An 18,709-nucleotide genomic window follows, 5' to 3' on the forward strand; every position below is an offset into this window, starting at 1 on the left:
TCGCCGTGGTGTCCGCTTCGGCTCAGCCGGGCGCGAGGATCGGGCGGAGGGCGGCGACGATGGGTGCGTCGGCCGGCAGCCAGGTGACGGTGTCCAACTCGTCGGCGGAGAGCCAGCGCAGCGCCGAGTGCTCCAGCGCCTGCGGCTCGCCGTGCAGCAGTCGGGCCGCGTACACCTTGAGCACCGAGCGGCCGTGCGCCATCCGGACGTTACGGCCGACCCGGTCGCCGATCTCCACGCGTACGGCAAGTTCCTCGGCGCACTCGCGGACGAGCGCGGCGGTCTCGCTCTCGCCCGGCTCCACCTTGCCGCCGGGGAACTCCCACATGCCCGCCACCTCGGGCGGGGCGGCCCGGGCACAGGCGAGCACCCTGCCGTTCCTGATGATCGCCGCCCCGACGACGACCTTCAGGTCCCGTCGTTCGGCCTGCCCGCCGTTGTTAGCCCGTTCGGTCCGCACGGGCGTCCAGCGTGCCAGATCAATCGGCGGTTTGGGTAGCGTGGCCGACCGTCAGGGCAGGAGAACACGGAAGTGTGGGCGTGGACACACCAACCGTGCGGCGACAGACTAGAGGGCACCGACAAGACACGGGGCGGCGACGATTTGGCCACAAGCCGGCAACGGCGCCTGGGAGGTGCGGTGATGCGCGTGCTGTTCAACGGCCGGGCGAAGCACGACTACCTCAGCGACGCCCTCACCCTGCTCACCGGTTGGACCCGGGAGGGTGAGCAGATCCGCCGCACCCTCGTGATCGACGACTCGCAGCACGCGGCCCTCACCGAGCGGGTGAAGGTGGTCGCCGACGCGCTGCACCTGCGGCCCGAGATCAACCGGCGCGCCGGCCACACGCACATCAAGGTCGGCCACGGCAACACCCCGCTGACCGAGCGCGAGGTGCTGCTGGCCGCACGGATCGAGGACGCGTATCGCGCGGTCACCCAGCCCTGACCGACGCTTCCGCGTCGCGCCGGCCACGCCGCGACAACGACCCGCGCGCCAACCGCTGACTCGTCGCACACCCGTCGGACAGGCCCCGCCGGCCGTCGCGCCGGCGGGGCCTGTCGCACGTCGGCCCGCTACGCGGCGTCCTGGGGATACCAGCGCAGCTCGACGGAGTTGCCGTCCGGGTCCCGCACGTAGAGGGAGGTGGCGCTGCCGCGCGCGCCGAACCGGCCCACCGGTCCCTCCAGAACCGTGAACACGCCCGCGTCGACGACGTGCTGCCAGTCCAGCGGCTCCACCACCAGGCAGAAGTGGTCCACGTTGGATTCGCCCCGGTCCCGGTGGACGAGGTCGATGATGGTCTCCGGGCTGACGCGTACCGACGGGAACGGGACCTTGCCGGCCCGCCACTCGTCGACCCGCACCGGGGCCAGGCCCAGCACGTCGCAGTAGAAGCCCAGCGCCCGCTCGACGTCGGAGACGTTGAGCACCAGGTGGTCGAAGCCCGTGACCCGCACCGCGCTCACTTCGCCTCCAGGTCCTTGGCCTGGCGCAGCCAGTCGGTGAACAGGGCCGGCTCGACGGGGAGGAGCTGCTCGCCGATCTCCCGCAGCGGGCCGTCGAGGCCGGCCAGGTGGTCGATCACTGTCGTCGTTTCCATGCCCCCCACGATGCGCCGGCCGGGCGGGCCGACCAAGACGCGATCACACTACGATCGTTGAGCCGGATTCAACGACGGGACGCCGACGTGCTGGAACGCCACGAGCTGGAGACCTTCCTGACGCTCGCCGAGGAGTTGCACTTCGGCCGGACGGCCGAACGCCTGCGGGTGACGACCGGGCGGATCAGCCACGTGGTCAAGAAGCTGGAACGCCGGATCGGAGCCCCGCTGTTCGCCCGCACCAGCCGGGTCGTGCAGCTCACCCCCATCGGCCGGCAGCTCGCCGACGACCTGGCGCCGCTGGTCGCCGGCATGGACGAGGCGGTACGCCGGGCCGTCGAGGCGGGGCGGGGCGTCACCGGACGGCTGCGGGTCGCCTTCCTCGGCGAGTGGACCGCCCCGGTGCTGCTCAAGGCCGTCGCCCTGTTCTCGCAGCGCCATCCGGACTGCCAGGTCGAGGTGCACGAGGTCCAGCTCTTCAACTCGCGCCCGAGCCTGGTGGACGGCTCGATCGACATCCTGATGGCCGCGTACCCCTTCGACGGGATGGCCTGCGGGCCGGCGCTGCTGGAGGAGGAGCGGGTGCTCGCGGTGGCGGCGGGGCACCCGCTGACCCGGCAGGAGTCCGTCTCCCTGGAGGTGCTCGGCGACCACCCGGTGGTGCAGTACCCGGCGGTGACCTCGGCGGGGTTCAAACGCGACCGCACGCCCGAGCACACCCCGTCGGGACGGCCGGTGCCGAAGGGGCCGGCCGGCAACACCTTCTCGGAGATGCTGACGCTGGTCGCGATGGGGCGGGGCGTGCTGCCGGTGGGCGAGCACACCCGGCGGTACTACCCGCGCCCCGACGTGGCGTACGTGCCGATCCGTGACGCGCCGCCGATCCGGCGCGGCCTGGTCTGGCAGGAGAGCAACACCACGGCCCGGGTCCGCGAGTTCGTCCGGGCCGCGACCGACGCGAACGGGCGCTGACCCGCGCGGTGGAGGCCCGGCCGTTCCGGTCCGGAGGGCAGCCTGGCGCGGCACCGGATGGCACGATCAGCGTCGATGAGACACGGCGAGTTCCACCATCCGCGGCTGGTCCGCGTCTACGACGCAGAGTGCCCCTGGGGGCGCGACGACGACTGGTTCCTGGCCCTGGTCGACGAGACGCCCGCCGCCCGCGTGCTCGACCTGGGCTGCGGCACTGGGCGGTTCACCCTCGGCATGGCCGCCGCCGGCCACACCGTCACCGGCGTCGACCCGGCCGGCCCCTCGCTGGCCGCCGCCCGCGTCAAGCCGGGCGCGGGCCGGGTGACCTGGATCGAGGGCACCTCCGCGCTGCTGTCGGACCGGTCGTACGACGTGGCGGTGATGACCAGCCACGTGGCGCAGTTCTTCGTCGACGACGCCGAGTGGGCGCGTACCCTCGCCGACCTGGCCCGGGCGCTGGTGCCCGGCGGCCGGTTGGCGTTCGACTCGCGCGACCCGGCGGACCGGCGGTGGGAACGCTGGAACCCGGTCGACTCGCGGCGCCGGATCACCCTGCCGGGCGGCGAGGTGGTGCGGGCGTGGACGGAGGTGACCGCCGTCGAGGGCGACACGGTCGCCTTCACCCACCACTACCTGTTCGGTGACGGCGAGGAGTTGCTCAGCTCGGCCACCCTGCGCTTCCGCGCCGAGGACGAGCTGCGCGGGTCGCTGCGGGCCGCCGGGTTCGCGGTCGAGCGGATCCACGGTGGCTGGGGCGGGGAGCCGGTGGGCCGGGGCGACGGCGAGTTCGTCGTGCAGGCCCGCCGAGAGTGATCTTGGGTTGGCACGCCCGGCCTACCGTGGGGTCATGGCCAACGCGACGTACGACCGCAAGGAGCAGTTCCAGCAGATCCAGAGCGGCCTGCTCCACGGGGAACAGATCATCGCCGTCTACGACGCCGTCGGCACGGGCACGGGCTTCATCGGCCTGACCGACCGGCGCGTGATCATCCAGGACCGTTCCTTCGTCGGCAAGCGGTACGCCATCACCAGCATCCCGTACTCGAAGATCACGAGCGTCAGCGTGGTCAGCAACAAGTCCTGGGGCGGCTCGTTCTTCTCCACCGGCGCGATCGCGATCCACGTCGGCACGCACACCTACGAGGTGGAGTTCCGCGGCGCCCAGAAGAGCCACCACGTGCACAACGTGATCCTCCACCACATCAGCTGAGCCGGTCGGCGCGATCGGGCAGGGCGCGGCGCTCCGCCGCGGCAGCCCGGCGGAACAGCGCGGCGGCCCGCACCGTCGCCCTGCCTGAGCTGGCCGCCGATCAGACGCCCCGCCAGCGGCTGACCGCCGTCGGCAACGGGCCTGCCCCGCTACTCCCGCGCGTGGAACACCATGGCTGCCAACGCACCTGTTTGACACCCATGGTGTTCCACTCGTCCCCTGGAGGACGGATTCGTCGACACCACGGGCGTTACTGCTGGTCGAGCAGGAAGGGGACGTCCGGGCAGCTCAGGCACACGAAGATGCGCAGCGCCCCGTAGCGACCGACGACCACGCCGGTCGGCTCGTACGGGTCGTCGTCGTCCGGTGCGCCGTCCGCCCGGGCGGGTTGCCACCGGTCGGCCCCGCGCTCGGACGAGTCGATGACGAGGGCCAGCGTGGTGGGGCCGGCGCAGCGGGGGCACGGCGTCGGGAGCAGGTCCGTGAGGCTCCACCGGGCGTACCCGCCGACCTTCCATCCGGGCGCCATGAAGGTGTCGAGGTACTCCTCGTCCTCGTCCGCCTCGGCGAGCGCCCGCAGCTCCGCCGGCAACTCCTCGATGTACGGATACTCGACGATCTGCTCCGGGTGCAGCCGGCACGGCTGGGGCACGTACCCGTCCGCCCCGGTCTCGCCGCGCGGCGGCTCCGTCAGGATGCCGGTGACGTCCGCCTCCCGCCGCCACCGCAGTTCCACGGTCGGCCCCCACGGCGGTGTGTCGTGCTCGAACGGGCACCACAGCACCTGCAACAGGTCCGCCCCGCCGGGCCGGGGCAGGTCGGGAACGTCCGCCGCGCGTAGTTGCGCCAGCGCCACCATCGGGTTCGGCCGGGGGTGGGGTCGCGGCCCGTACCGGTAGCCCACGGTCGGGCCACCGTTCACCGAGCCCCAACCGCTGAACCCCGGGCCGACCAGCCGGGCGAGCTCCTCGTGCAGCTCGATCTCGCCGTCGGCCAGCACGTGCGGCACCGTACGGCGGCTCTCCGCCTCGCGCATCCGGGCCAACAGCTCCGCCGGGATCGGCACCTCCTCCTGCACCATGCACGGCGTGGCACAGGTGGGCCAGGGCTCGTCGGCCGGCCAGAGCAGCGGCCCTCCGACGTGGCTCCCGGTGGCCGTGACCGCCCCGCGACGGGGGTGCAGCCGGGTGGCCGTGCGGCCGAGCTTCTCCAGCCCGGGGTAGCGGGCGAGCACGTCGGGCGCCAACGGCGGAGTGATCACGACCAGATGGTAGGGCTCGCCGCATCCACCGCCGGCGCCGGACCATCGGACACAGTGGACCTGCGGTGCAGCCGCCATCCCGCCACCGTCCAGGACGCGCCCCAGAGCAGGAAGAACGGCGACCACAGCAGCAGGTCCCACCGCGCCAGTTCGCGCGCCAGCGCGGCGTGCTCGGCCGGCGGCGGGCGGACCCCGGTCAGCAGCAGCGCGTCACCGACGAAGCCGAACCCGAGCACCCCGACCGACCGGGCGATCATGAAGATCCCCAGCGTCCCGGCGATCGCGAGCAACAGGCGGCGCGGGAGGGCCGCCCGCCAGGGTCGCAGCGTGGCCAGCGCGACCACGACGCCGACCACGGCCGCGGTGGCCAACAGCCAGTGGCTCGCCACGAACATCGGGTCTCGCGCGAGCAGCCGTTCCCGCAGCTCCGGGGGCAGCGGATCCTTGTCGGCCAGCGCGTTGGCCCCCAACGCCTGCGCCAGCTTCATCGAGCCGTACGCCGCCGCGCAGGCCGCCGCCCCGTAGGCGCCCCAGCGCGCGGCGTCAGGCCGCGACACGCTTCGTCGCCGTCGCGTAGGACCGGATCGTCTCCAGGAGCAGCCCGATCACGACGAGCCCGAGGATCGCGTGGTACCACTGCCAGCCCACACCGATGCCGACGAAGCCGTCCACCACCATGATCATCGCGCCGGCCCCGACGGCCAGCAGCATGCCGGCGAGCGCCAACAGCATCAGCGTCCTCGGCACCCGGCGCCCCAGCGTCGTCACCGTGGCGACGGCGAGGCAAGCGGCCAACAACCCGGTCGCGGTCGCCGACCACTGCGCGGTGGCCACGCCCATGACGTCGCGGGCGTAGCTCTCGTGCTCGGCGGCCGACACGACCGGGCCACCCGGGAACCCGAGCCGGGACTGCGCGGCGAAGACGGCCTTCCCCGTGGCGTACGCGAGGAACAGCACCGCCAGGGCGTACGCCGGCCATCGCCGGGGGTGAACATGATCGACCATGGATACGACGGTATTGACGGTGACCCCCCGGCCCCTCCCGTCGGTGAGGGATCCTCCTCCCCCACGGGAGGGACAGCGGGCTACCGGTCGCGGGGCCGGAGGCCGCGCAGCGCCGTGTCCACCACCTGATCGGCGTATTCGGGGTTCAGCGGGCCGGTGCGCTGGAGCCACCGGTTGAGGACCGGCCCGAACAGCATGTCGACGGCGACGTCGAGCTCGACGTCCTCGGCCAACTGCCCCGAACGCTGGGCGGCGCGCAGGCGCTCCTTCTTCAGCTCCCGCATGGGCTCGTCCAACCGCTTCGCGTAGTCGGCGGCCAGCGCGGGATCGTGGACGATCTCGGTGTGCAGGGCGCGCATGGGCTGGTCGTAGCGCGGGTCGTTCAGTTCGGCGACGGTGGCCCGCAGGACCACCTTCAGGTCGGCCGCCAGGTCGCCGGTGTCGGGCAGGGCAACACTCTCGCCGTCCTGCCCCTCGGTGGTGAGCGCGAGGAAGGCGTCGAACAGCAGCGCGCCCTTCGAGGGCCACCAGCGGTAGATGGTCTGTTTGCCCACGCCTGCGGCGGCGGCGATGCCCTCGATGCTGAGCTTCGCGTACCCCACCTCACCGACGAGGTCGAAGGCGGCGGCGAGGATGGCTCGCCGCGCCGTCTGGCTGCGGCGACTGGAGTCGGGGGCGACCTTCTGCGTGGGCACGGGCTAAATCTAGCAAGAGAGACGAGACGGTCCGTCTTGACAGTCGGGCCCGATCGGGTAGGGTCACCCGCAACAAGACGATACGGTCCGTCTCGTCTGACGGAAGGACTTCCATGGAAACCTCAGGCACCGCCGCATCCCGCGTCTGGTTCATCACCGGGGCCAGCCGCGGCCTCGGCCGCGCCTTCACCGAGGCCGCGCTCGCCGCCGGTGACCGGGTCGTCGGCGCGGCCCGCGACGTCTCGCCGCTCGACGACCTCGCCGCGCGGCACCCCGGCCGGCTGCTGGCACTGCGCCTCGACGTCACGAACCGCGAGGCGGTCGTCGACGTCGTCGCCCGGGCGGTGCGACACTTCGGCCGGCTCGACATCGTCGTGAACAACGCAGGGGCGCTCTTCGCCGGCATGGTGGAGGAGTTCACCGAGGCCGAGGCCCGCGCGCAGCTGGACCTCAACTTCTTCGGCGCGCTCTGGGTCAGCCAGGCCGTCCTGCCGCACCTGCGGGCCCAGGGCGCCGGACACATCGTGCAGATCTCCAGCATCGGTGCGCTCGGCGGCTTTCCCAGCACGGGGCTCTACAGCGCGAGCAAGTTCGCGCTGGAGGGCATGAGCGAGGCGCTGGCCGCCGAGGCCGCCCCGTTCGGCGTCAAGGTCACCATCGTCCAGCCGGGAGGCTACTGGACGGACCTCTACACCAGCAGCACGGCGACCACCCCGCATCCCGCCTACGACGCGCTGCGCGCGGAACTGGAGAAGCAGTGGGCCGAGGGGTCGATCGACAGCGAGCCACGGCTGGCCGCCGAGGCCCTGATGACGCTGGTCGCCAGCGACGACCCGCCGCTGCGACTGCTGCTGGGCAGCATGGTCTACGACCTCGCCTTCGACATCTCCAGGCGACGCATGGACACCTGGGCGGGCTGGGAAGAGGTGAGTCGCGCCGCCGAGAAGGCGGTCCCGGCCCCGGGCGCGCCGAGCTGACCCGGTGCACGCCGGCGGTCACCAGTGCCCGGCCGCGCTCGACCGGCTACTGCCCGGATCCCGACTGCTGGCCGGCGGTCGCCGCAGCACTCGATCGCCTGGGCGTACCGCATCCCGGCGGCTTCACCGAAACGGTGACCTTCCGACGTTGCACAGTCTGCGGGGAGCGCAACATCGTGCGAGACAAGGACTTCGTGTGCGTCCTCTGTGACGGTGTCCTGCCGCCGCACTGGAACTTCGCCTGACTGACAAGACACTCCAGCCGGACGTTCACCACCATCCGAGATCGATCCGGCACCCATCAGACGGAGCCCGACATCGCCGGCAGGTGTTGACCGCCGCATCGGGCAACGGCCTGCGCTCTGCGGTATCAACGGCCGATCTGTAACCTCTTCGCGTGACGCCTACCCGCCACACGGGCGAGCCTGCGAGGGTTGGTCCGCTGCTCGATCCTCATGCGCTGCTTCACGGCACGGACTGGGCCTCGCTCTGCCACGCGTATGGGTCAGCCGAGGATACGCCGTCGACGCTCACCAAACTGATGGACGACGAGCCCGCAGTCAGAGCCGATGCGTTGCAGCACCTGTTCAACACGGTGTACCACCAGAACAGCATCTACCCAGCCACCGTACCCACCACCCTGTACCTCGCGGCGATCCTGTCCGAACCCCGCGCCGCCACCACCCTCGTCGATGAGCGGATCGGCTATCGGTCAGCCCCGCCCCGTCCGCTGCGAGTGCTGCTCCTGGACTGGCTTGGCGGAATTGCCGAGGACGTCAACGACGCTGTAGTAGCACAGTTGGAGCGCGTCGGATTCTCCCTGGACGGCTACCCGGCAATGGCCGAGCTCCGCGCCCAGCGCCCGGTAATCCTCCAGGCCGTCTCCGCCTTCCTGCGCGACCCTGACCCTGCCACCCGGCACGCGGCCGCAATCGCGGCCGCGCTGCTCCTCGACAGTCCCGACCTGATCCGCCGAGCGGACCTTCCTCTCTTGATACGCGCGGCGTCAGCCGAAACCACCGATGAGCGTCATCGTGACCGCGCCACCGACATCCTTGACGCCTGCACTACGAAGACCGAAACCGCGACGCTGCCTTCTGCTGCCCCGCACCAGGAAAGCCAGCCCACCGGCCGTACCACGTCAGGCTCACCTTTGACGGCTCGTTCGCCGTCATAACGGAGGCTGACGACGATGCGCTGGACGTCCGCGAGCTTGTTCCGGTCGAAGGGGGAACGTGGGCGGGCTGCTGTTCGACAACCCGAGGCTGGGGTTGGCCCCGCATCTGACGTGGAGTTTCCGATTTCCCTTCGACGAGGTGACCCGGGACTACGGGAGCAGCCCAGTCTCCCTGGACATCGAATAGCTGTCTCTCTCTACAGCCAGTTGGCGCAGCATGACCGGTCAAGCGGTTCGAGGCGTCGCCGAACCTGCCGAGTCCAGCGTCTACTTCTTCCAGCATCACCGGTACGGCCTCACCGACCTGGAGATCTTCGAGCAGCGTGACCTGTGGATTCATGCCCGGGCCACGCTGTCCGGCGACCTGGACGGCCTGGGTGTGGACCCTCTGATCGCCGACGCCCGGTTACGCTTCGACGGCATTCGGGTCCATCTTAGTGACACGACCTCGGATGAGTCAGCGCTCGCTCGGCTCCAGGACTTCGCCGCCACCGACGGGTTGTCGTACACGCCGACGCCCGGCAGCCCTTCCTTTCGGTTCGCGCCTGCGGATTCCTAGCGGCGGTCCAGGGCATCGCAGCACGTCGCCCCTCGGCGCGGCGACCATTCGCTGCGCCGGTCACCGACCCCGATTCGTACGGGCACCCGATGCCGGGCTCGGAGGAGCGCATCCGTCGCGCCGTCGATGAGGCGTGGGGTGTGCCCCCGGTGTGCCCCAGGGCAAGAGGACAACACCCTGACCAGGGCGAACAGGCCGGGTTCAGACGTTGAAGCGGAACTTTACGACGTCGCCGTCCTGCATCACGTACTCCTTGCCCTCGATGCGGACCTTGCCCGCCGCCTTGGCCGCCGCCATCGACCCGGCGGCGACCAGGTCGGCGTAGGAGACCACCTCGGCCTTGATGAAGCCGCGCTGGAAGTCGGAGTGGATGACCCCCGCGGCCTCCGGCGCGGTCGCGCCGACCGGGATGGTCCAGGCCCGCGCCTCCTTGGGGCCGGCGGTGAGGTACGTCTGGAGCCCGAGCGTGCGGAAGCCGACCCGGACGAGCTGGTCCAGGCCCGGCTCCTGCTGGCCGATCGACTCCAGCAGCTCGCGGGCCTCCTCCTCGGGCAGGTCCACCAGCTCGGACTCGATCTTGGCGTCCATGAAGACGGCCTCGGCCGGGGCGACCAGGGCGCGCAACTCGTCGAGGAACTCGGCGTTGCCCAGCTCGGCCTCGTCGACGTTGAAGACGTACAGGAAGGGCTTGGTGGTGAGCAGGTGCAGCTCGCGCAGGTGCTCCAGCTCGATGCCCGCGTCCTTGGCGCCCGCGTAGAGGGTGACGCCGGTGTCGAGCAGCTCGGCGGCCTTCTTGGCGGCGGTCAGCGCGGCGGCCCGGTCCTTGCGGAGCTTGGCCTCCTTCTCCAGCCGCGGCACCGCCTTCTCCAGGGTCTGGAGGTCGGCGAGGATCAGCTCGGTGTTGATCGTCTCGATGTCGTCGGCCGGGGAGACCTTGCCGTCGACGTGCACCACGTTCGGGTCGGAGAAGGCCCGCACCACCTGGCAGATCGCCGAGGCGTCGCGGATGTTCGCCAGGAACGCGTTGCCCCGGCCCTGCCCCTTGGAGGCGCCGCGTACGAGGCCGGCGATGTCGACGAACGACACGGGGGCGGGCAGCACCTTCTGCGAGCTGAAGATCTCGGCGAGCTTGTCGAGCCGCTCGTCCGGCAGCCCGACGACGCCGACGTTGGGCTCGATGGTGGCGAACGGGTAGTTCGCCGCGAGCACGTCGTTCTTGGTCAGCGCGTTGAACAGGGTGCTCTTGCCGACGTTGGGCAGGCCGACGATGCCGATGGTGAGACTCACGACGGGCCAGCTTACGCCGCTCGCCGCCGGCCTTGGACAGGCAGGCTCCACCCGGCGGAAAAACGACCGCCGGAGATCGCCCGACCGTTGTTACCGTGCCACCGTCCGCGCGAGCGACCCAAGGAGGCGGGATGAGCCGGCTGCCGGAGTTGTACGTGGCGGTCGACGTGGAGGCGGACGGGCCGATCCCCGGGCCGTACAGCATGATCTCGCTGGGCATGGCGGTCGCCGGCCGCCCGGAGCTGGCCTTCTACACCGAGCTGAAGCCGATCTCCGACGAGTTCGTGCCTGCCGCGCTCGCGGTCTCCGGGCTGGACCGGGACCGGCTGATCCGCGAGGCGCCCACGGCCGAGGAGGCGATGGGCGCCGCCGCGAGATGGGTGAACGGGCTACGCGGGATCGGCCGGCCGGTGTTCCTGGCGGCCCCGGCGGTCTGGGACGGCATGTTCGTGCACTGGTACTTCACCCGGTTCGTCGGGCACAGCCCGTTCGGCGCCACCGGTTCCGGTGTCGACCTGCGCAGCTACTGGATGGGGCTGACCGGCTGCGAGTGGGTGCAGACCCGCAAGGGCACGATCAAGCACGAGCTGGGCCTGACCGACGTGCCGCACACCCACCACGCCGGGGAGGACGCCGCCGAGCTGGCCCAGGTCTTCGACGCGGTCCTGCGGCGCCGCGGCCAGGAGCGGTAGGAGTCAGCCGAGCAGGCGCGGCCCGATCGGGGTCTCCCGCACGCTGCCGTCCGGGCCGCGGCTGACCTCGTACGCGCAGACGCCCGGGCGGTCCGCGACCGCCTCGACCAGCCGCTCGCCCCGGTAGAGCAGGCCGGTGCCGTCGTCGGTGCAGTGCGCGGTCGGCAGCGTGCCGTCGCCGACCAGCCGGTGCATCAGCGGCCGGCGCTGCGCCTCGCTGTCGTAGTGCACGCCGTTGCCGTAGGGCAGCCAGCCCAGCCCGTCGGTGAAGCCGCGCAGGGTGGTGCCGAAGCTGTCGGTGGCGCCGCCAGCGTGCCAGCAGATCGAGCCGGCGGATACGCCGCCGAGCACGACGCCCGCCTCCCAGCACTCCCGCAGGATCTCGCCGAGGCCGTGCACCCGCCACACCGCGCAGAGGTTCGCGACGCTGCCGCCGCCCACCCAGACCACGTCCTGCGCGAGCAGGTGGGCGCGGATGTCGTCGACGTTCGGCATCGGGAAGAGCGCCAGGTGCGTCATCCGGAACCGGCTGCCGGCAAACGCCTCGTAGACCCGGGCCAGCGTGGTCGGCTGGTCGCCCTCGGCCTGGTTGAGGAAGCAGATCCTCGGCTCGGGCCCGGCCCCGGCCAGGTCGGCGGCGAGGTCGAAGACGGGGTTGACCCGCCGGGCCTCGCCCTCGCGGCGGGGAGCGTAGATGCCCATGCTGGTGGCGAGGATGGTCGGTTCGCTGGCGGGCACGGTCGTCCTTCCGTCGGTGTCGGCGCCGCCCATCCTGCCGCCCGGACGGTCAGCGGCGAGGGCCGGGCTGCCGCGCGGCCGGTCAGTCGCGGGGGCCGGGCTGCCGCGGGACGACCGGCTCGATCCGCAGGGCGTCCGGGGCCAGCCCCCCGGCGGCGGCGAGGGGCAACGTGAAGCGGGCGTCGGCGGCGGGACCCGCCGCGTACGACTCGCGGAGCATCCAGCGCACCTCGTCTGCCGTCCAGCCCAGCCCGGGACGGCCGGCGATCTCCCGGACCAGGCGCAGCGCCACCCGGGTGTCGTCGTCGTAGAAGCGCATGCACCAGTGGTGCACCCACATGCCCAGCGCGCGGAGCCCGTCGGCGTCCAGCGAGCGCACGAGCCGGCCGCAGGCGGTGTCGCCGAACGCCCGCCCCGGGTCGCCGGCCCGGTCCCGCTCGATCGCGCCGACGGCGGCCGGGGCGACCGCGCGCATCCGGTCGTAGAAGCCCTGCACCACCGCGTCGTCCAGCGGGAGGTGCCCGTCCCGTGTCGACGCCGCTTCCCGACCCGCCACGCTCACCATTGCCGCGCCCCTTCTTGAGTTGGTGGCCCGGACGGTACCGACCACAACCGACACTTTCGGCGCCGGACGTCCCGTTCCCACCCGCACGGCCGCGTCCGATTTCCGCGAGCCCAGGGCGACGAGCAGGGGCATCATCGGTGACGTGGAATTGGACTTTGAGCGGTGCTACCGGGCCGTCGACAGCCGCGACCAGCGGTTCGACGGCTGGTTCTACACCGGCGTGACCTCGACCGGGATCTACTGCCGGCCGTCCTGCCCCGCGATGACGCCGAAACGGCAGAACGTCCGGTTCTTCCCCTCGGCCGCGGCGGCGCAGGGCGCCGGGCTGCGCGCCTGCCGGCGGTGCCGGCCGGACGCCGCCCCGGGCTCTCCGCAGTGGGACGTCCGGGCCGACGTGGTCGGCCGGGCGATGCGGCTCATCGCCGACGGGGTCGTCGACCGGGACGGCATCCCGGGACTGGCCGCCCGGCTCGGCTACACCGAGCGCCACCTGCACCGGATGCTCCGGGCGGAGATGGGCGCCGGCCCCCTCGCCCTGGCCCGGGCGCAGCGCGCGCAGACCGCCCGCACCCTGATCGAGACCACCGGCCTGGGCATGACGGAGATCGCGTTCGCCGCCGGGTTCGGCAGCGTCCGGCAGTTCAACGACACGGTCCGCGAGGTGTTCGGCAAGGCCCCGTCCGAGCTGCGTACCGCCCGTGGTCGGTGCCCCGCGCCGAGCGGGTCGGGCACGATCACGCTGCGGCTCGCGTACCGCCCGCCGCTGCACGCGGGGGCGCTGCTGGACTTCCTCGCGCTGCGGGCGCTGCCCGGCGTCGAGGAGGTGCGCGACGGGACGTACCGCCGGGGGCTGCGGCTGCCGCACGGCCCGGGCGAGGCGACCCTGGCCCCGGCGGACGGGCACGTGACCGCGACCCTGCGGCTGACCGACATGCGCGACCTGGCCCCCGCGGTGGCCCGCTGCCGCCGCCTGCTCGACCTCGACGCCGACCCGGTCGCCGTCGACGGCACCCTCGCCGCCGCCCCGGCCCTGGCCGGGGCGGTCGCCGCCGAGCCGGGCGTCCGCCTCCCCCGCTCGGTCGACGGCTTCGAGATGGCCCTGCGCGCGATCGTCGGCCAGCAGGTCTCCGTCCGCTCGGCCCGCACCACCCTCACCCGCCTGCTGGAGCACCTCCGCCCGCCCGTCCCCCACCCCTCCGACGCCGGGGACGGGCCGGGGCCGTGGCTGGCCGCGTTTCCCACCGCCGAGGAGGTGCTCGGGGTGCCGGACGAGGTGTTCGGGATGCCGGCCGGGCGGCGGGCGACGATCCGCGCCCTGGCCGGGGCCGTCGCCGACGGGTCGCTGGACCTGGCGCCGGGCGGGGACCGGGAGGAGACCGTCCGGCGGCTGCTGGCGCTGCCCGGGATCGGCCCCTGGACCGCCGGCTACGTCGCGATGCGCGCCCTCGGCGACCCGGACGTCCTCCTCCCCACCGACCTCGCGGTGCGCCGGGGCGCCGCCGCCCTCGGCCTGCCCGACGACCCGAAGACCCTCGACACGTACGCCGACCGCTGGCGCCCCTGGCGCTCGTACGCGGTGATCCGACTCTGGAGAGCAGCATGAGCATGAACGACAGCACCGTGGTCGCCACCCCCGCCGGACCGCTCAGCATCGTGGCCGGCCCCGACGGGGCGGTCCGGGCGGCGGGCTTCACCGGCGAACCCGAGCACCTGCTCCCCCTGGTGCACCCGACGCTGCGGGCCCCGCTGCGGCACCGGGCCGACCTCGGCCCGGTCACCGCCGCCGTCGCGGCCTACCTGGACGGCGAGTTGACCGCGATCGACACCGTGCCGGTGGAGCAGCACACCGGCGGCGTGTTCATGGCGCACGCCTGGCAGGTGCTGCGCGAGGTGAAGCCGGGTGATCCGGTGACCTACACCGGGTTCGCCGGGCTGGCCGGCCGGCCCGCGGCCGTACGGGCCGCCGCGGCGGCCTGCGCCCGCAACGCGGTCGCCCTGTTCGTCCCCTGCCACCGGGTGCTGCGCACCGACGGGACGCTCGGCGGCTACCGCTGGGGGCTGGACGTGAAGAAGTGGCTTCTCGGACACGAGCGGCCGTGACGGGAAGCTGACAGGGGCGCCATTCACATTTGCCGCTACCGTCGGATGGTGCCTGCGGACGGCGACGGGAATCCGGCTTCCCGGGTCGAGGCCGGCCCGCATCCGCTGCGCAACCTCTGGCGACTGCGCCACTACCTGCGCCCCCACGCGGCCGAGTTCGGCTGGCTGCTGCTGGCCGGGCTCGCCGCCACCGGGGCGGGCATCGCCGTCCCGCTGGTGACGCAGCGGGTGGTGGACGGCCCGGTCGCGCGGCAGGACCCGGCCGGGCTGTTCCGGCTGGCCGGGCTGGCGCTGCTGCTCGGCCTGGTCGAGGCGCTGCTGATCTTCATCCGACGCTGGGTGCAGTCGTCGTCCTCGATGCGGATCGAGGCGGCGATCCGCGCCGACGTCTACGCCCACCTACAACGGCTGCCGGCCAGCTTCCACGACCGGTGGCAGTCCGGCCAGCTCCTGTCCCGGATCACCAGCGACCTCTCGGTGCTGCGCCGGTTCCTCTCCTTCGGCCTGTTCTTCCTGGTCCTCAATCTGGTGACCTACCTGGCCGTGGTGGCGCTGCTGATCCGGCTGCACCCCGCCCTGGGGCTGCTGGTGGCGGCGAGCGCGGTGCCGCTGTTCCTGATCACCCGGCGCTTCGCCCGGCACTACCACGCCGCCTCCCGCCGGATGCAGGACCAGCAGGGCGACGTGGCCACGCTGGTCGAGGAGACCGCGCAGGGGCTGCGCACGATGAAGGCGTACGGGCGGGGGCGGGAACTGGCCGCCCGCTTCGCGGCCGGCGCCCGGGCGCTGCACGACACCGGGGTCGGCAAGGGCCGGCTGCTGGCCCGCACCTCCGCCCTGCTCGACCTGGTGCCGAACCTGACCCTGGGCGTGGTGCTGGTGGCCGGCGCGGCGGCCGTCGCCGGGGGCGTGCTGACCATCGGCGAGCTGGTCGCGTTCGTCAGCCTCCAGTTGATGCTGATCTGGCCGGTGCAGTCGCTGGGCTGGATCATCGCCAACGGCCAGGAGGCAGCGACCGCCGCCGACCGGGTGCTGGAGGTGCTGGACAGCCCGCCCGCCATCGTGGACGCCCCGGGTGCGGTCGCCCTGCGCCGCGGCGAGGTGCGCGGCCGGCTGCGCTTCGAACGGGTCTCGTTCCGCTACCCGGGCACCGCCGCGCCGGTGCTGCGGCAGGTCGACCTGACCGTCGAGCCGGGCGAGACCGTGGCGCTGGTCGGGGCGACCGGCTGCGGCAAGAGCACGCTGCTCTCCCTGGTGCCCCGGCTGCACGACGTGACCGGCGGCCGGATCACCCTGGACGGGCACGACCTGCGCGACCTGCGGCTGTCCTCGCTGCGCCGGCTGGTCGGGGTGGCCTTCGAGGAGCCGACGCTGTTCTCCATGTCGGTGTGGGAGAACCTCACCCTGGGCCGGCCGGAGGCCGGGGAGGAGGAGGTCCGGGCCGCCCTCGCGCTGGCCCAGGCGGACTTCGCGTACGAGCTGCCGTGGGGGCTGGCCACCCGGGTGGGTGAGCAGGGGCTGTCGCTCTCCGGCGGGCAACGCCAGCGGCTGGCCCTGGCCCGGGCGGTACTCGGCCGGCCGGCGCTGCTCGTGCTGGACGACCCGCTCTCCGCGCTCGACGTGCACACCGAGGCGCTGGTGGAGGCCGCGTTGAAGCGGGTGCTGCGCAGCACCACGGCCCTGCTGGTGGTGCACCGGCCCTCCACGATCGCCCTCGCCGACCGGGTGGCGCTGCTGGAGGGGGGCCGGATCACCGCCGTCGGGCGGCACTCCGAGCTGCTCGCCGACGTGCCGGCGTACCGCGCGGTGCTCTCCGCCGAGCCGACCGCGGCACCGCCCGACGGACGCGGCCTGGTGCGGTCGTGACCGGCGGGGCCGCCCACCCGGGCGGGGCGGACCTCGCCCGGTGGCGCGGCGTCGCCACCGACCCCGACGCCGACCGCAGCCAGGCCGAGGACACGGCGCCGGAGGCGGTGGCCCGGCTCCGGGCCCGCAGCCGGGTGCTGCTGCGCGACCTGCTGCGCCCGCACCGGCGCCGGCTCGGGCTGGCCGTCGCGCTGCTGCTCGGCCAGAACGCGGCCGCGATGGCCGGGCCGTACCTCGTCATGCTCGGCATCGACCGGGCCATCGCGCCGCTGCGGGCCGGCGAGCCCGGCCCGTTGCTGGCCGTCGCCGCGGCGTTCGCCGCCGCCGCCGTCGTCGAGTACGCCGCCCGCCGGGGCTTCCTGAGCCTCTCCGCGCGGATCGGTCAGGCCGTCCTGCTCGACCTCCGCGAGCGGGTGTACGGCCACTTTCTGCGCCTGTCGGTGGCGTTCCACGAGCGGTACACCTCGGGCCGGATGGTCTCCCGGCTCACCAGCGACCTGGACTCGATCGGGGAACTGGTCGGCGGCGGCATCGACGGCCTGGTGCTGGCGGTGCTGTCGATCCTGTCGGTGGCCGGCATCCTGCTCTGGCTGGACCTGCCGCTGGCCGCGGTGACCCTGCTCGCGTTCCCGTTCCTGTTCTGGCTGTCCCGCTGGTTCGCGCGGGCGTCGGCGGACGCGTGGCGGCGCACCCGCGAGACCGTGGCGCTGGTCATCGTCCACTTCGTGGAGTCGATGCGGGGCATCCGGGCGGTGCAGGCGTTCCGTCGGGAGCCGCGCAACCAGCGGATCTTCGCGGCGGTCAACGACGACTACCGGCTGGCGAGCCGGCACGCGTTCCGGCTGATGGCGACGTACTCGCCGGGGATCAAGGTGATCGGCAACGTGACCGTGGCGGTGGTGCTCTGCTACGGCGGTTGGCGGGTGCTCGGCGGGGCGACCGAGATCGGGGTGCTGGCGGCGTTCCTGCTCTACCTGCGGCGGTTCTTCGAGCCGATGCAGGAGCTGAGCCAGTTCTACAACTCGTTGCAGTCGGCCACGGCGGCCCTGGAGAAACTGGCCGGGGTGCTGGACGAGCGGCCGTCGGTGGCCGAGCCGGCCCGGCCCGTGCCGCTGCCCGCCGGGCCGGGGCGCGGGGCGGTCGCCTTCCGCGCGGTCACCTTCGGCTACCGGCCGGACGCGCCCATCCTCGCCGGGCTGGACCTCGCCGTCCCGGCCGGGCAGACCGTGGCGCTGATCGGGCCGACCGGCGCCGGCAAGTCGACCATCGCCAAGCTGCTCGCCCGGTTCCACGACCCGCTCGCCGGCACGGTCAGCCTGGACGGCGTCGACCTGCGCGAGGTCGCCGACGCGGAGCTGCGCCGCGCGGTGGTGCTGGTGACCCAGGAGACGCACCTCTTCGGCGGGACGGTCGCGGAGAACATCCGGTTCGGCCGTCCCGGCGCCGACGACGCCGCCGTGGAGGCCGCCGCGCGGGCGATCGGCGCGCACGACTTCATCGCGGCCCTCCCCGAGGGGTACGCCACGCAGGTGCACCGGCGTGGCGGCCGGCTCTCCGCCGGGCAACGGCAGCTCGTCGCGTTCGCCCGGGCGTTCCTGGCCGACCCGGCGGTGCTGGTCCTGGACGAGGCGACCTCGTCGTTGGACGTGCCGACCGAGCGACTGGTGCAGCGCGCCCTCGGCACCGTCCTGCGCGACCGCACCGCCCTGGTGATCGCGCACCGGCTCTCCACCGTGGAGACCGCCGACCGGGTGCTGGTGCTCGACGGCGGCCGGATCGTCGAGGACGGCCCGCCCGGGCGGCTCGTCGCCGCCGGCGGCCGCTACGCCGCCCTGCACCGGCAGTGGCGCGAATCCCTGGTGTGAGCGCCGGTCCCTGGTGTGCGCCCCGGCCGGTCGCGCCGACCATCGCCCACGGTCCATGGGCCCCACGATGAACACCGGTGCCACTAGACTCACCGCGCCGAGCGGAGCGGTCCACCGGGTGGCCGTCCCGACGGCG

The 18,709-nt window shown here is 73.2% G+C and carries 22 protein-coding genes; 12 read left to right on the forward strand and 10 right to left on the reverse strand.

Features of this window, described 5'->3' with window-relative positions; translation table 11 throughout:
- Window positions 1-22: 22 nt before the first annotated feature.
- Complete coding sequence (locus ACFY23_RS19375) at window positions 23-460, reverse strand: (deoxy)nucleoside triphosphate pyrophosphohydrolase (protein WP_350679399.1); 438 nt, start codon at window positions 458-460, stop codon at window positions 23-25.
- Between the two features lie 183 nt (window positions 461-643).
- Here ACFY23_RS19375 and ACFY23_RS19380 point away from each other — a divergent pair, with 183 nt between their 5' ends.
- Window positions 644-949: a 4a-hydroxytetrahydrobiopterin dehydratase gene (locus ACFY23_RS19380; RefSeq protein WP_350679401.1), complete on the forward strand. Its 306-nt coding sequence runs from the start codon at window positions 644-646 to the stop codon at window positions 947-949.
- Window positions 950-1,077: 128 nt separating this feature from the next.
- Here the strand turns inward: ACFY23_RS19380 and ACFY23_RS19385 are convergent, their stop codons facing one another.
- Together ACFY23_RS19385 and ACFY23_RS19390 are read right to left on the reverse strand one after the other, a co-directional pair.
- On the reverse strand, window positions 1,078-1,470 hold the full coding sequence (locus ACFY23_RS19385; RefSeq protein WP_350679403.1) for a VOC family protein: 393 nt from the start codon (window positions 1,468-1,470) through the stop codon (window positions 1,078-1,080).
- Window positions 1,467-1,604: a hypothetical protein gene (locus ACFY23_RS19390; RefSeq protein WP_350679405.1), complete on the reverse strand. Its 138-nt coding sequence runs from the start codon at window positions 1,602-1,604 to the stop codon at window positions 1,467-1,469. The genes ACFY23_RS19385 and ACFY23_RS19390 overlap by 4 nt, the downstream gene beginning before the upstream one ends.
- Before the next feature lie 87 nt (window positions 1,605-1,691).
- On the opposite strand from ACFY23_RS19390, the gene ACFY23_RS19395 reads away from it, so the two are divergent.
- The 3 genes from ACFY23_RS19395 to ACFY23_RS19405 all read left to right on the forward strand — a co-directional run bounded on the left by ACFY23_RS19395 (window position 1,692) and on the right by ACFY23_RS19405 (window position 3,786).
- Window positions 1,692-2,576 (forward strand): LysR family transcriptional regulator, encoded by an 885-nt coding sequence (locus ACFY23_RS19395; RefSeq protein WP_350679493.1) that lies wholly within the window; start codon window positions 1,692-1,694, stop codon window positions 2,574-2,576.
- A 75-nt stretch (window positions 2,577-2,651) separates the two neighbouring features.
- Window positions 2,652-3,389, forward strand: a complete 738-nt coding sequence (locus tag ACFY23_RS19400; protein ID WP_350679407.1) for a class I SAM-dependent methyltransferase — start codon at window positions 2,652-2,654, stop codon at window positions 3,387-3,389.
- Between the two features lie 34 nt (window positions 3,390-3,423).
- Window positions 3,424-3,786, forward strand: coding sequence for a PH domain-containing protein (locus ACFY23_RS19405; protein WP_350679409.1), 363 nt, complete (start codon window positions 3,424-3,426; stop codon window positions 3,784-3,786).
- 250 nt (window positions 3,787-4,036) lie between these two features.
- Here the strand turns inward: ACFY23_RS19405 and ACFY23_RS19410 are convergent, their stop codons facing one another.
- From ACFY23_RS19410 to ACFY23_RS19425, 4 genes are all read right to left on the reverse strand, one after another.
- On the reverse strand, window positions 4,037-5,047 hold the full coding sequence (locus tag ACFY23_RS19410) for a hypothetical protein (protein WP_350679411.1): 1,011 nt from the start codon (window positions 5,045-5,047) through the stop codon (window positions 4,037-4,039).
- A complete protein-coding gene (locus ACFY23_RS19415) occupies window positions 5,044-5,604 on the reverse strand; it encodes a DUF3995 domain-containing protein (protein ID WP_350679413.1) in 561 nt (186 codons plus the stop codon). The genes ACFY23_RS19410 and ACFY23_RS19415 overlap by 4 nt, the downstream gene beginning before the upstream one ends.
- Complete coding sequence (locus ACFY23_RS19420) at window positions 5,591-6,052, reverse strand: hypothetical protein (protein WP_350679415.1); 462 nt, start codon at window positions 6,050-6,052, stop codon at window positions 5,591-5,593. The genes ACFY23_RS19415 and ACFY23_RS19420 overlap by 14 nt, the downstream gene beginning before the upstream one ends.
- Window positions 6,053-6,132: 80 nt before the next feature.
- The gene (locus tag ACFY23_RS19425) at window positions 6,133-6,747 is read right to left on the reverse strand and encodes a TetR/AcrR family transcriptional regulator (RefSeq protein ID WP_350679417.1); all 615 of its coding nucleotides are present in this window, start codon (window positions 6,745-6,747) and stop codon (window positions 6,133-6,135) included.
- A 113-nt stretch (window positions 6,748-6,860) separates the two neighbouring features.
- Here ACFY23_RS19425 and ACFY23_RS19430 point away from each other — a divergent pair, with 113 nt between their 5' ends.
- From ACFY23_RS19430 to ACFY23_RS19440, 3 genes are all read left to right on the forward strand, one after another.
- The gene (locus ACFY23_RS19430; RefSeq protein WP_350679419.1) at window positions 6,861-7,724 is read left to right on the forward strand and encodes an SDR family oxidoreductase; all 864 of its coding nucleotides are present in this window, start codon (window positions 6,861-6,863) and stop codon (window positions 7,722-7,724) included.
- A 397-nt stretch (window positions 7,725-8,121) separates the two neighbouring features.
- Window positions 8,122-8,901, forward strand: a complete 780-nt coding sequence (locus ACFY23_RS19435) for a hypothetical protein (protein WP_350679421.1) — start codon at window positions 8,122-8,124, stop codon at window positions 8,899-8,901.
- A 217-nt stretch (window positions 8,902-9,118) separates the two neighbouring features.
- A complete protein-coding gene (locus tag ACFY23_RS19440) occupies window positions 9,119-9,460 on the forward strand; it encodes a hypothetical protein (RefSeq protein WP_350679423.1) in 342 nt (113 codons plus the stop codon).
- A gap of 201 nt (window positions 9,461-9,661) precedes the next feature.
- On the opposite strand, the gene ychF is transcribed toward ACFY23_RS19440, so the two are convergent.
- Window positions 9,662-10,747 (reverse strand): redox-regulated ATPase YchF, encoded by a 1,086-nt coding sequence (gene ychF / locus ACFY23_RS19445; RefSeq protein WP_350818994.1) that lies wholly within the window; start codon window positions 10,745-10,747, stop codon window positions 9,662-9,664.
- A 131-nt stretch (window positions 10,748-10,878) separates the two neighbouring features.
- On the opposite strand from ychF, the gene ACFY23_RS19450 reads away from it, so the two are divergent.
- A complete protein-coding gene (locus ACFY23_RS19450; protein WP_350679427.1) occupies window positions 10,879-11,439 on the forward strand; it encodes an exonuclease in 561 nt (186 codons plus the stop codon).
- A 3-nt stretch (window positions 11,440-11,442) separates the two neighbouring features.
- Here ACFY23_RS19450 and ACFY23_RS19455 read toward each other — a convergent pair whose 3' ends face one another.
- Both ACFY23_RS19455 and ACFY23_RS19460 read right to left on the reverse strand, forming a co-directional pair.
- Complete coding sequence (locus ACFY23_RS19455) at window positions 11,443-12,177, reverse strand: Type 1 glutamine amidotransferase-like domain-containing protein (RefSeq protein WP_387036323.1); 735 nt, start codon at window positions 12,175-12,177, stop codon at window positions 11,443-11,445.
- Window positions 12,178-12,259: 82 nt separating this feature from the next.
- Complete coding sequence (locus ACFY23_RS19460; protein WP_350679431.1) at window positions 12,260-12,742, reverse strand: hypothetical protein; 483 nt, start codon at window positions 12,740-12,742, stop codon at window positions 12,260-12,262.
- A 142-nt stretch (window positions 12,743-12,884) separates the two neighbouring features.
- Between ACFY23_RS19460 and ACFY23_RS19465 the strand changes: the two genes are divergently transcribed.
- The 4 genes from ACFY23_RS19465 to ACFY23_RS19480 are packed head-to-tail and all read left to right on the forward strand — an operon-like array spanning window position 12,885 to window position 18,573.
- Window positions 12,885-14,345, forward strand: coding sequence for an AlkA N-terminal domain-containing protein (locus tag ACFY23_RS19465; protein WP_350679433.1), 1,461 nt, complete (start codon window positions 12,885-12,887; stop codon window positions 14,343-14,345).
- Window positions 14,342-14,842, forward strand: a complete 501-nt coding sequence (locus ACFY23_RS19470) for a methylated-DNA--[protein]-cysteine S-methyltransferase (RefSeq protein ID WP_350679435.1) — start codon at window positions 14,342-14,344, stop codon at window positions 14,840-14,842. The genes ACFY23_RS19465 and ACFY23_RS19470 overlap by 4 nt, the downstream gene beginning before the upstream one ends.
- Window positions 14,843-14,890: 48 nt before the next feature.
- The gene (locus tag ACFY23_RS19475) at window positions 14,891-16,708 is read left to right on the forward strand and encodes an ABC transporter ATP-binding protein (RefSeq protein ID WP_350679437.1); all 1,818 of its coding nucleotides are present in this window, start codon (window positions 14,891-14,893) and stop codon (window positions 16,706-16,708) included.
- Complete coding sequence (locus tag ACFY23_RS19480; protein WP_350679439.1) at window positions 16,705-18,573, forward strand: ABC transporter ATP-binding protein; 1,869 nt, start codon at window positions 16,705-16,707, stop codon at window positions 18,571-18,573. The genes ACFY23_RS19475 and ACFY23_RS19480 overlap by 4 nt, the downstream gene beginning before the upstream one ends.
- Window positions 18,574-18,709: the final 136 nt, after the last annotated feature.

Origin of the sequence: Micromonospora sp. NPDC000121, assembly GCF_042899165.1 — a bacterium.
GTDB lineage: Bacteria > Actinomycetota > Actinomycetes > Mycobacteriales > Micromonosporaceae > Micromonospora.